Source organism: Nocardia sp. BMG51109 (assembly GCF_000526215.1).
GTDB lineage: Bacteria > Actinomycetota > Actinomycetes > Mycobacteriales > Mycobacteriaceae > Nocardia.
In genome coordinates this window covers 6243926-6257334 of the sequence record NZ_JAFQ01000004.1, presented here as the reverse complement: position 1 = coordinate 6257334, position 13409 = coordinate 6243926, and the positions used below count along the sequence as shown (strand labels likewise).

Annotated in this window: 11 protein-coding genes; 6 read left to right on the top strand and 5 right to left on the bottom strand. The window is 71.3% G+C overall.

What is annotated here, in order from left to right; translation table 11 throughout:
• Window positions 1–13: 13 nt before the first annotated feature.
• Window positions 14–3517 carry an exodeoxyribonuclease V subunit gamma gene (gene recC, locus D892_RS0129770; protein ID WP_024804740.1) on the bottom strand — a complete coding sequence of 1168 codons (3504 nt, stop codon included), beginning with the start codon at window positions 3515–3517 and terminating at the stop codon, window positions 14–16.
• A gap of 362 nt (window positions 3518–3879) precedes the next feature.
• Here recC and D892_RS0129765 point away from each other — a divergent pair, with 362 nt between their 5' ends.
• Both D892_RS0129765 and D892_RS0129760 read left to right on the top strand, forming a co-directional pair.
• Entirely contained in the window at window positions 3880–4086 is a 207-nt protein-coding gene (locus D892_RS0129765) for a hypothetical protein (protein WP_024804739.1), read from the top strand.
• 117 nt (window positions 4087–4203) lie between these two features.
• Window positions 4204–5076: a hypothetical protein gene (locus D892_RS0129760; protein WP_036567560.1), complete on the top strand. Its 873-nt coding sequence runs from the start codon at window positions 4204–4206 to the stop codon at window positions 5074–5076.
• Here D892_RS0129760 and D892_RS0129755 read toward each other — a convergent pair.
• Complete coding sequence (locus D892_RS0129755; RefSeq protein ID WP_024804737.1) at window positions 5073–6599, bottom strand: cytochrome P450; 1527 nt, start codon at window positions 6597–6599, stop codon at window positions 5073–5075. The two genes, D892_RS0129760 and D892_RS0129755, sit on opposite strands and share 4 nt — an antisense overlap.
• 54 nt (window positions 6600–6653) lie before the next feature.
• Between D892_RS0129755 and D892_RS44060 the strand changes: the two genes are divergently transcribed.
• The 4 genes from D892_RS44060 (at window position 6654) to D892_RS0129735 (ending at window position 10600) form a co-directional block, all read left to right on the top strand.
• Window positions 6654–7343: a TetR/AcrR family transcriptional regulator gene (locus tag D892_RS44060; protein WP_024804736.1), complete on the top strand. Its 690-nt coding sequence runs from the start codon at window positions 6654–6656 to the stop codon at window positions 7341–7343.
• Between the two features lie 62 nt (window positions 7344–7405).
• Window positions 7406–8887 carry an NAD(P)/FAD-dependent oxidoreductase gene (locus D892_RS0129745; RefSeq protein WP_024804735.1) on the top strand — a complete coding sequence of 494 codons (1482 nt, stop codon included), beginning with the start codon at window positions 7406–7408 and terminating at the stop codon, window positions 8885–8887.
• Between the two features lie 210 nt (window positions 8888–9097).
• Window positions 9098–9808, top strand: a complete 711-nt coding sequence (locus D892_RS0129740; RefSeq protein WP_024804734.1) for a hypothetical protein — start codon at window positions 9098–9100, stop codon at window positions 9806–9808.
• 108 nt (window positions 9809–9916) lie between these two features.
• Window positions 9917–10600 (top strand): GAP family protein, encoded by a 684-nt coding sequence (locus tag D892_RS0129735; protein WP_024804733.1) that lies wholly within the window; start codon window positions 9917–9919, stop codon window positions 10598–10600.
• 114 nt (window positions 10601–10714) lie between these two features.
• Here the strand turns inward: D892_RS0129735 and D892_RS0129725 are convergent, their stop codons facing one another.
• The 3 genes from D892_RS0129725 to D892_RS0129715 form a co-directional block, all read right to left on the bottom strand.
• Entirely contained in the window at window positions 10715–11398 is a 684-nt protein-coding gene (locus tag D892_RS0129725) for an urease accessory protein UreD (RefSeq protein ID WP_024804732.1), read from the bottom strand.
• Window positions 11399–11510: 112 nt separating this feature from the next.
• The gene (ureG, locus tag D892_RS0129720) at window positions 11511–12272 is read right to left on the bottom strand and encodes an urease accessory protein UreG (protein ID WP_024804731.1); all 762 of its coding nucleotides are present in this window, start codon (window positions 12270–12272) and stop codon (window positions 11511–11513) included.
• 66 nt (window positions 12273–12338) lie between these two features.
• Entirely contained in the window at window positions 12339–12971 is a 633-nt protein-coding gene (locus tag D892_RS0129715) for an urease accessory protein UreF (RefSeq protein ID WP_024804730.1), read from the bottom strand.
• Window positions 12972–13409 lie beyond the last annotated feature (438 nt).

Here is a 13409-nt window from a genome sequence, read left to right as displayed (position 1 = left end):
AACAGTTCGTCGGTCATGGCTGCCCCTGGGATTCGGTGGCCAGCAACGGGTTCCACAGGCGGCGGGCCAGGGCGCCGAAGCGGGTCGTCTCGCCGGACGGGTCGGGGTCGGACAGCGGGGTTTCCAGGTCCTCCAGGCGGGGGGCCGAACCCCAGACATAGCGCAGGTAGCGGTCGGTGTGGTCGCCGAATGCCTTGGGACCGTTCGGCCCGCCGAGAAATTCCTGTTCCGCGGCCAGTCGCGCGTCGTCGAGGCTCGCACCCTGGCAGCGGCGTTCGGCGTAGACCGCCGAGGCCGTCGGGGCGACCGGCAGCGGTTCGGCCAGGCCGGTGTCGCGCAGTTCCGCCAGATCGCGCAGCAGCGCCTGTGCCGTGGCGGCGTCGGGCGCGGTCAGCGTCGAACGCCAGGTGGGACGGCCGAACTTGCCGCGGCCGATGCTCACCGCCTGCCAGCCGCGGGTGCGCTCGGTCGCCGCCAGCGCCAGCACCCGCACCCACGCCGCGATCCGGTGTTTCGGGGCCAGCCGCGAGAAGGTCGTGCGCACCACGGCGTCGTCGTGCACGTCGGCGACCGTCCCGCTGAGCAATCGGCCGTCACCCAGATCCACCGCGACATCCATGGTCCACGAGGGCACCTCGTGGATCGGGCGGGCCACTCGTACCAGCCGGTCGACGGTGTCCTCCACCTCGGTCAGCACCGCCGCGCCCAGACCGAACGCCGGCAGCGTGCCGCGCCGCCACTCCGCGGCCCGCAGCGCGGCCGGGTCGGCGCCGGTCAACCGTGCCGCCAGCATCCGCTCGCCCATATTCCACTTGGTGAGGCCGTCGAGTTCGATCGGCAGCCGCTCGTCGATCTCGTCCTCTTCCTCCGGCACCCGGATGCCCAGGCGCTGCCACAGGAACGCGCGCACCGGATGTTCGGCGAACGACACCAGTTCCGCCAGTGCGACATCCGTTCGCGCCGCGGCGGGCAGCGGTCCGGGCAGGAAGGCGGCCTGTTCGCGCGCCGGGCGTGCCGACGCCCGCGCGCCCGCCAGCGCCACCGCGTCGAAGCTGAACGGCCGCGCGGGTTCGAAGTTTCGACTGTCGAAGGCCTGCAACGGATGCCGGGTCACCACCGCGTCCAGCCCGCCCGCGTGCGCGCGCAGCACGTCCAGCAGTTCGGCGACCGGAATCGCCGGCGGCCGGTACGCGCCCGTCACCGGGTCGGCGCCGGTGTGCAGCACCACCAGCTTCTCCCCGGCCGCCATGATGGCGTCGAGCAGCAGCTGCCGGTCCTCGCTGCGCGCGTCCCGCTCGCCCACCCGGGGCTCGCGCGCCAGGACGTCGTCGCCGTCGACACCGCCCGGGCGCGGGAAGACGTCGTCGTCGAGGCCGAGCAGCACCACCACCCGATGCGGCACCGACCGCAGCGGCGACAGCGCGCAGACGGTCAGCTCGCCGGTGCGGAAGTTCACGCGCGTCGACCGGCCCGCGATCCGCGACTGCAACAGCGCGGCAATATCGCTGAGCCGCAACGAAATATCGCCGGCGTACTCGAGCGCCGAGGTCAGCTCGCGGCGCGCCTGCACCGCCTGCCAGGTCTGCGCGTAGGTGACGTCGGTGAGCAGATCCAGCGCACGGACCAGCACCTGGACCCACTCGTGCGCCGGGCGGCCCGAGCCCGCCGGCTCGGCCGGGGTCGGGCCGCGCAGGTCGCGCACGCACACCGCGAGCCGGTCGGTGAACTCCGCGAACCGCCCGGCCAGATCCACGTCGCCGGAGTCGACATCCTCCAGCGGCAGCACCAGATCCAGCCAGTCCTCGGAGGATTCGCCCGCGGCGACACCGAGCAGGATGCGATCGACCGCGGCGTTCAGCGTGTTCTGCGCGAAGTCGCCGAGCCCGAACGCCTGCCGCTGCCGCTGCCCGATCCCCCACCGCGCCCCGGTCTCGGCCGCCCATTCGCGTAGCCGCTCGATATCGTCGTCATCGAATCCGCACCGCAGCCGGACCGGTTCGGCCGCAGCGAGATCCAGCACCTCGGTGACGCTCACCCGGCCGTCGGCCAGCCCGAACAGATCCGCCAGCACCGCCAGCACCGGATTGGCCGTGCCGGACGTCCGGTCGGCCAGCCGCACCCGCAGACCGTGCGCCGGATGCGCCGCGCGCGTGCCGCTCTCGGCCTGCGGCTGCCCGAACGCCGCGCGCACCAGCGGCGCATAGCTCTCCACGTCGGGGCACAACACCACGACGTCGCGCGGTTCCAGCGTCGGATCGGCGGCGAATACGCCGAGCAGCACATCGCGCAGCACCTCGACCTGCCGCGCCGGTCCGTGGCAGGCGTGCACCCCCACGGTGCCGTCGGCGGGCCGCTCGCGCGGCGGCCAGAGATCGCCGCTGATTCCGGCTTGCAGATCGGAAAGCAGTGTGCCCGAGGAGAATTCATCGTCGGCGGGATGATGGGTATCGATCACCGGCCCCAGCGCCCGCAGCCGCTGCCGCAATTCACGGACATCCCGCCCGAGCGCCGCGAGCAGCGGATGCGCCACGGCCAGCGCGCTGTCGTCGAACACCCGCGGCGCCCCGGCCGCGACACCGGATTCCCCTGTCGCGCCGATAGATCCGCCCGCCCCCGCTCGCCCGGAGTTCCCGTCCGGGTCCGCACCGCGCCCGGAACTCCCGGGCAGATCCACACCGCGCCCAGAACTCCCGGGCAGATCCACACCGCGCCCGACACCCGGGCCGGACTCCTCCGGCACAGCCGCCCACATGCCCGGGCTCGGGTGCACCACCCACAGGTGCACGTCGCGCCCCGCGCCGAGCGCCGACAGCACCGCCAGCTGATCGGCGGTGAGCCTGGTCACCCCGAACAGCGAAAGCCGCTCCGGAAGATCGACCACCGACGGCTCCGAACGGATTCGCGCGCAAGCGGTCTCGAGCCGCTCCGCCGGACTCGGCGTGCCGAGTTCGGCGCGCAGCCGCCGCCACAACTCGGGCTGCCAGCGCAGATCCTCGGGCAGCGCGGCCCCGCACCCGTCGGTATCCGCGCCTGCGGCCCAGTCGAGGATCAGGCCGGGCCGCTGGGTCGCGTAACCCTCGAACAGTGCCGCGATCCGCGCCGCCGTGGCGAAACGGCGGCCCGACCGATGTGTCGGCCCGGCGCCGTCGGCGCCCAGATGGCGGGCCGGCACCGCGCACCACGGCTCGGCGACCGCCGCGTCCAGCACCCGCAACAGCGCCCACACCAGCCGGTCGGCCGCCCACGGATCGTCGTCGGCGGGCACCCCGGTCGCCTCCGCGAGCGCGGCCGCCACCAGGGCCGACGGCGTCGGATACGCGATGTTCGCCGAGATTCCGTCGCCCGACACCGCACCCAGCACACCGGCCAGTCGCTGATTCAGCCAGCGCTCGGCCCCCTTGGCCGACACCGCGACGATATCCGGCCGGAACGGGTCGTCCGGCGGCCCGGCCAGCACCGATGCCAGCGCGCCGGCGAGCGTCTCCGCCCGCTCGGCTCGGTGGATGTGCAGCGCCATCGGCCGCCTCTCTCCGCTCGCTGGTGCCGTCCCTAGCCCTGCCCGCCCGGATGCCCCGTGGTTGCCTGTCGTCGGCCGATCCTACAAACCCGCCGACCCGATCCCGGGCCGCGACTCGGACTTCTGGCGACATACCGATCGGTTCCGTACTCGCTACACAGTACGAAAGCCTCTGACCACCACGTTGCCCGTAATGCCGGATAGACACCAAATTTCCAGCAACACAATCGAATCCGGTCGTCCCGACAACCACGGCGCGACCGCCGCGATTCCCGTCCGCGTGTCACACCGGAAGCCGCGGCCCGATGTGCCACAGTGCTCGGCGGGGAGGTAACGGAAGAGCAGTATCGAAAGGCTGGTTCATGTCCGCGACGGTGATTCCCCTGTTGCCCAGATCCGGCTTCACGGTCCGCCGGGTCGGCGACCGCTGGGAGCTGGTCAACTCGCGTCACTACGGCCGCACCGTCGTCCTCCACTCCTGGCCCCGCGATCAGCATGCCGAGGCATTCTCGCACTGCTACCGGCTCAACGGCCGCAGCGTCGAGGAACTGCTGGCCGCCTTCCGCTGAAAAACCCTGTGCCGCAAAGTCCATCCGCTACGGCGCGCGCCCGGGGGTTCTAGCACAACCGATGGCCGAACCTCAAGACGTGCGAGACGTGCACCACGATGGTTATCCTCGTTCACCGTGCGTTATCCCCGGGCCGCCTCGAGCGCCACACGACCCACCCGCATGGCCGCCGGCGCCTGCGCCGTCGCCGCCGTCCTGATCGCGGGTGCCCCCGCCCTGCAATCCGCCCCCGCCGCGGCACTACCGGCCCAGCAGAGCTGCGCCGGTGACTGCAACCTGGCCGGCCGGATCGCCACCGTCGACTCCTACCTGGCCGGCCGCCCCGGCAGCACGGGTTACGTTGTGCGCGACCGGGTCACCGGCAAGGTCTACAGCAACGACCAGTCCGAGACCCCGTTCTGGACCGCGTCGACGATCAAGCTGGCGATCGCCGAGGACGTGCTCAACCGCGCCCGCGCCGGCGCGCTCCTGCTGACCCCGATCGATCGCGGCCAGCTGGAGTCCATGCTGGCCACCTCCAACGACGCCGGCGCCGACTTCCTGTGGAACAAGTACGCGGGCCCGGACCGGATGGCGTTCGTCAACGCCTTCCGCGCCAACGGCATGTCCGGCCTGGCCCCGCAGCCGACCGGCGGCCACCCGTTCCCCGACTGGGGCTTCCTGCAGTGCACCCCGGCCGATCTGGACCGGCTGATGAGCAACGTGCTCGACACCATGCACCCCGACGACCGCTCCTACCTGCTCGACCGCATGCGCAATGTGGACACCAACCAGCACTGGGGCATGTGGGGCGCGGGCGCCGACATGCAGCCGGGCCTGAAGAACGGCTGGTCCGACGAGCAGGACGGCTGGGTGGTCAACTCGGTCGGTTTCGCCGGTCCGGACGAGCGCTACACGCTGGCGATCATGAACCACATCGGCAAGGACCAGGGCGGCTACACCGACGGCGAGCAGACCACCACCCACGTGGCGGAGCTGCTGTTCGGCTAGATCCGCCGGCGCAGCAGCATCGGCGCGCCGTCGCGCGGGAACGGAATGGTGGTGAATCCCCACGGCATCAGGTAGTCGTCGGGGATCCGCCATTCGTAGTCGCGCACCATCGCGGCGATGATCACCTTCACCTCGAACACCCCGAAGTGCATGCCGACGCACTTGTGCGCGCCCGCGCCGAACGGCATCCAGGCCAGCCGGTGCGATTTGTCCTCGCGCCGTTGCGCGCCGAATCGCTCCGGATCGAAACGCGCCGGACGCGACCACAACTCGGGCGACAGGTGGTTGACCACGTAGGCGACGTCGATGTGCGTACCGGCCGGGATGTAACGCCCGGCCACCTCGGTGTCGCGCACCGCGCGCCGCACCAGGCCCGGCACCGGCGGCACCAGCCGCAGGCTCTCCCGGATCACCAGGTCCAGATCGTGCAGGGTGTCCAGATCCGCGATGGTCGGCGGGGCGCCGCCGGTCCGCTCCCGCAGCGCCAGCGCCTCGGCCCGCACCCGCTGCTGCCATTCCGGATGCCGGCCCAGGTAGTAGGCGACCGCGGTGGCGGTGGTGGTCGTGGTGTCGTGCGCGGCCATGATCAGGAAGATCATGTGGTTCACCACGTCCGCGTCGGAGAACGTCTCGCCGTCCTCGGTGCGGGCGTGGCACAGCGCGCTGAAGAAATCGCCGCCCGAGAAATCGCCGCCCGAGAAATCGCCGCCCGAGACATCACCACCCGCCGCCCGCCGCTTGTCCGGCAGCATCCGGGTGAAGTACTCCTCCAACACCTTTCGGCCGCGCAGCCCGGCCCGCCACGCGCCGCCCGGCACCCGGTGCCGCACGATCGACAGCGGCGCGTGTGTGCAGTCCAGGAACGCCTGTCCCAGCCGCGCGCGCTCCGGTCCGGTGCGCACCCCCATGAACGTCTCGGCCGCGACGTCGAGGGTCATATCCTTCACCGTCGGATACAACCGCAGCCGCCGCGAACCCGCGTGCGCCCACCGGCCGATGGCGGCGTCCACCGCCGGCGCCACCCCGGCCAGATGCGCCTCCAGCCGCTCCCGGGTGAACGCCTGCTGCATGATCCGCCGGTGGAACATGTGCTCGGAGAACTCCAGCAGCAGCAGGCCGCGCCGGAAGAACGAGCCGATCAGATAGTCCCAGCCCTGTCCGAAGTCGTTGCGCCGCTTGCCCATCACCTCGTCGACCGCATCCGGTCCGGCCACCATGACCCGGTCCAAGCCCAGGGACGGGGCGTAGCTGACCGGACCGTAGCGCTGGTAGCGCTCCACCATCTCGGCCGGCCCCCAGCGCAGATAATGCAGCGAGCGACCGAAGTACGGCACCCCGATATCGCCCGTCACCGCGCGGTGCCCGCTCCCGGTGGGCGGATTGGCCAACGTCCGCTCGCGCGCCGGGATCCGGCGCAGCATCCGATCGATCGGGTGACTGTCCGGTGCCTCGAAGAAGCCGAGATTCTCCCGATCGGCATGCGTTGATTCGGCACGCTGTGCGCGTGCGTCGACGCTGACCATGACAAGCCTTCCCGTTAAAAGTACAACCTGTACATTACCGGTAGAATGCGCACTGTGACAAGGGACACATCGCGGCGACCGGGGCGTCCGCCCGGTCCGCCGCCCGATCCGGCCCGGCGCCGCGCGGAGATCCTCGACGCCGCCGAACGAGTGGTCGCGCGCGCGGGCACGCACATCACGATCGCCCAGGTGGCGGCTGAGGCCGGATATGCGCGCACCGCCGTGTACGCGGTGTTCCCGGACCTCCCCGCGCTGATCGACGCCCTCGCGCAGCGGCACATGGAGGGCGTCATCACCGCCGCCGACGCCGTGCTCGCCCAGCCCCTGCCCGCCCGCGAGCTGCTGCGCGCTATCGTGCGGCTGATGTCGGATGTCGTCGAGGCCGACCCGAACCTGCACCACGTGATGATGCAGCGGCTGGAGAGCGGCGACACCGAGCACCGCCCGTTCTTCACGCGTGTCTCCGATTGGGCCACCGCGGTTTTCGACATCATCCTGCGCCGCGTGGGCGCCGATCCGGAGCTTGCGCGGATCTGGGCGACGGCGACCGTCGGCGCCATCCTGATGTCGGCGGAGGCCTGGTCACAGGATCCGGCCCGGTCCCGCGAGGACTTCGTCGACCAGCTCACGGCCTTCCTGTGGCCCACCGTCGAGAGCGTCGGGGGCGACCGGCTGGTCGGGCCGATCTCGGTCGACGAGCTGGCCGCCCTTCGAGGACGCGCCGACGGCACGAGTTCATCGTGACTGCTACCGGGTAGCCGACTACGGTAAGGCTGTCGAAAACCGTACGTCCGGCGAGGAGCGAGATGACAACCGAGACTGTCGAGAACCGGCGCCACCGCGTGGTGGTGATCGGATCCGGCTTCGGCGGCTTGTTCGCGTGCAAGCATCTCAGGCATGCCGATGTCGACGTCGTGCTGATTTCGAAGACCTCCACCCACCTGTTCCAGCCGCTGCTCTACCAGGTGGCCACCGGCATCCTGTCCACCGGCGAGATCGCGCCCGCCACCCGGCTGGTGTTGCGCAAGTACAACAACGTCCAGGTGATCCTCGGCGAGGTGCACGACATCGACCTGGTGAACCGCACCGTCACCTCCGAACTGCTGAACGAGGACACCGTCACCTCGTTCGACAGCCTGATCGTGGCGACCGGCGCCCAGCAGTCCTATTTCGGCAACGACCAGTTCGCCACCTACGCCCCCGGCATGAAGACCATCGACGACGCCCTCGAGCTCCGCGCCCGCATCCTGGGCTCGTTCGAGGAGGCCGAGCTCGCCAAGACGCAGGAGGCGCGCGACCGGTTCCTCACCTTCGTGGTGGTCGGCGCCGGGCCCACCGGCGTCGAGCTGGCCGGGCAGATCGCCGAACTCTCCGATCGCACGCTCGAGGGCACCTTCCGCAACATCGATCCGCGCGACGCCCGGGTGGTCCTGCTCGAGGGCGCCGGGGCCGTACTCGCGCCGATGGGCCCGAAGCTGGGCGGCAAGGCACATCGCCGGCTGGAGAAGATGGGCGTGGAGGTCCAGCTGAACGCCATGGTGACGGGCGTCGACGCCCGCGGCGTGACGGTCAAGGACAAGGACGGCAGCGAGCGGCGGATCGAGGCCGCGTGCAAGGTGTGGTCGGCCGGCGTCCAGGCCAGCGGGCTGGGCAAGATCCTCGCCGAGCAGTCCGAGGGCACCGAGACCGACCGCGCCGGGCGCGTCGTGGTCGAACCGGATCTGACCATCAAGGGGTACCCGAACGTCTTCGTGGTCGGCGACCTGATGTCGGTGCCGAACGTGCCCGGGCAGGCGCAGGGCGCGATCCAGGGCGCCACCTACGCCGCCAAGCAGATCAAGGCCGAGCTGGCCGGCAAGCAGACGCCGCAGCAGCGCAAGGCGTTCCACTACCTGAACAAGGGCAGCATGGCGACCGTGTCGCGGTACAACGCGGTCTGCCAGATCGGCAAGCTCGAGTTCGGCGGGTTCTTCGCCTGGCTGGCCTGGCTGGTGCTGCACCTGTACTACCTGATCGGCTACCGCAGCCGGTTCATCACCGTGTTCCAGTGGTTCTTCGCCTTCCTCGGGCGCAACCGCGGTCAGATGGCCGCCACCGAGCAGTGGGTGTTCGCGCGGCTGGCGCTGGAGGCGATGAACGGCAACGAGGAGAACGGGCGCGAGACGCGTGCCGAACTCCGCGGTAAGGACCCCGTCACCGACCGCCCCGGCGGTGGAACCCGTTCGGGCGGCGACACATCGGCGGCCGGCAAGTCCGCCGCCACCCCTACCGAGCACAAGGCCGGATAGGTTCGCCGGTCCGGTCGAATCCTCCGCCGTAGCGATTTTTGTCGGCGTGTCGCGGATATTTCTCCCATCCGCGCACGCCCCGGGTCCGAATGTCGAACGTCGGTATTCCCCGGAAGAAAGGTCGCTATGGCCGCAGGCAAACACAGAGCGCCCAATCCGCATCGCCATCGAGTGGGTAACGCCGTTGCGGCGGGCGCCATCCCACTAGTCTTGGCGGTCGTCGGAACCGGGACCGCCAACGCCGCACCGTCCGAGCCGAGCCAGGCCACCACGCAGGACCACGGGGCGCAGGAGGAGCATGCGGCGCCCCAGTGGCCGGCCGGTGACGCGCCCAACGCCCGTCCCTACGAGGGCCTGCACATCCCCGGCGACACGCTCAGCTCGCTGCAAACCGCACGGACCCTGCCGGACAAGAGCTACCTGGCCCCGGTCGGCACGCTGCACCCGCCGGTGCCGGTCGCGCCGGTGCCGCCGATCGCGCCGCCACCCGGCAAGTTCCGGTTCGGCGACGTTCAGGTCGACGCGCCGCCCTGGCTGGACCGCGAGCAGGCCATCCAGATCAACGACAACGCCGCCCAGACCGAGGCCAACCTGGCGACCTTCCTGGACTCGGTCGGCATGGAACGCAGCCGATCCGACCGCATCGCCGGGCAGACCGTCGGTTCCGCCGCGGTGGGCGCGGTCGCGGGAGCCGCCTCCGCGGCCCCGTTCGCGCTCACCTCCGGTGTGGTCGGCGGTGTGGTCGGCCTGGTCGTGGGCCTGCCGTTCGTGCCGGTCGGCGTCGTCGCGGGCCCGGCGATGGGCGCGGCGTTCGGCGCCGGCGTCATCACCGTCCCCGCCGCCGCCATCGGCGCCGCCGCCGGCGCCGCCGTAGGCGCGGTCAACTCGTTCAACGCCCCACCCCGCGTCGTCGGCGACTGACCGGCGGCCCCCGGGCGGGGAGCGGCCGACGCCGCCCGCTCCCCGCCCGTCCGCGTAGTGGCGCGCGCCGCCTCGTCCGCGGGTCGCTGCCGTATGTTCGGTGGGGTCATGCTGATCTTCCTCTCGGCGCTCGCGGGCTTCGCTCTCCTCGACTCGCTCGATCTCCTGATCGTCGGGGTGACGACGGCGGTGATCTACGACAGCCGCCTCAGCCGCCGATCTCCCGTGCCCGGTGCGATGAGTTTCATCGCCGGAGTCTTCGCCGTCACAACGACTTTCGGGCTCTGCACCGTGCTCGGGCTGCGCTTCCTCACCGATCTGATCGACGTCGAGATCACCCCCACGGTCCGAGGCTGGGGTGAACTCCTTGTCGGTTTCACACTGCTGCTCCTCGGCAGCGTCCGCCTGCGCGGCCGGGCGGTCGCGCCACCCGTCTGGGCGACGGAGGCGCGGCGGCAGCCCTGGCTGCTGGGACTCGTCGGCCTCGGCATCGGGCTCGGGCAGGCGCCGACCGCGGTGCCCTATCTTGCGGCGCTGGCGATGATCTCGGCGCGAGACCCGCGGCCGCCGTTCTGGCCGCTGATCGTGGTGGTCTACTGTGCCATCGCCCTCCTGCCGCCGGCACTCGTCCTGTTCACGTCGACGCGGCGGTCGGTCCGGGCACGCCGGTTCAACCGTTGGCTGGTGCATGTGCTCAAACGGTTTGGGCCGCCGTCGGTTCGGATCTTGTTTCTCGTCTTCGGGCTCGCGCTGATCATCGATGCGGTGCGGGCGTACGAATCGTTGTGGTAGCTCGGATGCTGGACGAGGCGATTGCCTATTCCTCGTGGTCGGTGTGCGGACGGGTTGTTTCGGCCAACGAGATCCGGCCGGTCCGGGTGAACAGGACCTTGGGCGGCTGAAACGCTATGCCATGTAGCCGGCGTCCGGGCGGGGCGATTCGGCGGACAGGGTCCCACCGGTCCAGGTGTGCAGGGAGCCACCGGACGCCAGGGATAGGTGGGCAGAATCCAGCCCTACTGTCCGCGGCGGGCTTTCGTCGGGGTAACGCAGCAGGCTGGACAGTGCGCGGGGGGCCGAGAGGTGGTCGTCGGTGGGTACCCCCGCGCCAAGTTCCAGGCGGTGGCGCAGCAGCGGGACGTCGGCGAGGTCGGCCGACAGGTCCCCGCGCCAGTGGCCGATGTTCTCGCCCGTGCGGCCGATCTGGACTCGTTCGCGCAGGTGCAGCGTCGAATCGGTGGCCAGGGCGATCGTCGTGCGGGTCTCGTGGTCGGCGCCGCCGGCGATCACGGTCGGTTCCGGGTCGAAGTCCAGTTCGCCGCGCTCGGCCACCTCGAAGTGCCAGCGGGCCAGCGACTTTCGGGTCGAGCGGCCGGGCAGGGCGATGGTGGCCGCCACCGAGCGGACCGTCAGGCGGGCGTGCGGTTCCACGACGACCGTGATGTCGAGTTCGTCGCCACCCAGCGGCGTGGCCGCCGTGCCGATCAGGTGCACGGTGTCCGGGCCCGTCTGCCGGGCGGCCAGCCCGCCGGTGGCGCGGATCCGGGGCAGTTCCCCGGCCCGCGCCCGGATCAGCAGTTGGGTGCGCAATCGCGGTACCCGCGTCCGTACTCGATCGCCGCACCCGCGTCAGCACTGGATCGCCGCACCCGCGTCGTACTCGATCGCCGCACCCGCGTCGTACTGAATCGCCGCATCCGCGTCAGTGCGCGGTCGCGGGGCTCGCGCCGTGGCCCCGGGCGATCACACCGGACCCACCGACGCCGTCGGCGGCTCCGGCGTCCTGTTCGGCGGTCGCCCGCAGCTGCGCGCGCACCCAGTTCAGCACCGCCGTGGCCGCCGGATCGTCGGTCAGCGAGGTGAACACGAACGGGCGCCCGTCGCGCACCGCGGCCGAATCCCGTTCCATCACACCGAGATCCGCGCCGACCATCGGGGCCAGATCGGTCTTGTTGATCACCAGCAGATCCGAGAACGTCACGCCCGGACCGCCCTTGCGCGGCACCTTGTCGCCGCCCGCCACGTCGACCACGAAGATCTGCGCATCGATCAGCCCGGAGGAGAAGGTCGCGGTCAGGTTGTCACCGCCGGACTCGACCAGGATCAGGTCCAGCGCCGGGTTCGCCTCGACGAGATCGTCGATGGCGTCCAGGTTGGCGGTGATGTCGTCGCGGATGGCGGTGTGCGGGCAGCCGCCCGTCTGCACGGCCGTGATCCGCTCGTCGGGCAGCACGGCGTGCCGGCGCAGGAAGTCGGCGTCCTCGGTGGTGTAGATGTCGTTGGTCAGGACCGCCAGCGACAGCTCCTCGCGCAGTTCCCGGCACAGCGCCGCCACCAGCGCGGTCTTACCCGATCCGACCGGACCGCCGATCCCGATCCGCAGCGGCTCGCCCGGGGTGCGCTCCCGTTTCGGGCGATCGTGGGCGTGGTCGTGCGGTTCACCGTCGATCAGATGTGGGGGCATGCTCACTCCTTTCCGCCTCATCCTCGCCGACCTGTGTAAACCGAGTGTTACCGGGTGCCGCCGGGGTCAGGACGCGAACAGCGGCATCGCCCGCTCGACATGCCGTTCGGCGAGCACGTCCTGGAGCGGATCCGACAGCGCGGCAAGCCCTTTCACCGCCTCGGCGGCGGTCCGGTCGCAGTCCGCGGCGAGCCGCACCGTGCACGCGGCCACCGCGGCGGGATCCAGTGCCAATAACCGCTGCGCGGCCGTCGCCGACCCGGTCATCGTGGTGTAGACGACGACACCCGCGATCTCCTCCGGCGTGGCCCCGGCCACCGACCCCACCACACCGAACGCCGTCGACAGATGCGGTCGCGCACCCAGCCCGGACCAGTCCTGCCCCGGCCAGACCTGCTTGGCGAGCCGGAGCAGCCCGCGTCCCTGCGCTCGCGACGCGGCCCGGGCCGCGGGCGCCGGCATCCGCGCGTCCGCCTCCGCCTCGGCCCGTCCCGCGGCCAGCCCACCGCCACAGACCGCCGCCGCCAGCGACGCCGCCACCAGCCCCGAGGTCCGAATCCGCCGCCGCAGATACAGCTCGACCGACGCCACGTCCCGCACCACCCCGGAGGCCACCGCCTCCTCCACTCCCCCGGAATGCACGTGCCCCCCGATCGGCAGCCGCGAGTCCCCCAGCGACAACAACATCGCCAAACTCATACCCACTCCCGTCACCGGCACGCCCCGATCCTAGGCACCCGGCCCGAGAGAAACGCCACGGACCAGCCGGCCGGCCGGATGGGAGACGCACTGCGGGCCGGGCGCCGGAATGCCGCCGCCGGCCGCTCTCGCGCCGAATGCCCTCCACAGTCCGGGAACTCGACGAGAACCGATGCGGCCCACCGGTCTCCGCCTCGCCCGACCGCTCGGTGCGGCGTACTCGCCGACTGCCGAGTCGACGATCCGCTCAGCACCGGAATCCGCCGCGCGGCCGATGCCGCCCACTCGGTCGGCCGGCACCGAAGCGCCCCGGTCTCCGCTCCACGTATGCCGGAAAGGCCACCAACTGCCTGCCCCATGCGCGGCGCTGGACGTTGCCCTCCGCACGACGCTCCGGCCTGGGAACGACACTTGACCTGAAGCTATGTAGAGGTTCCA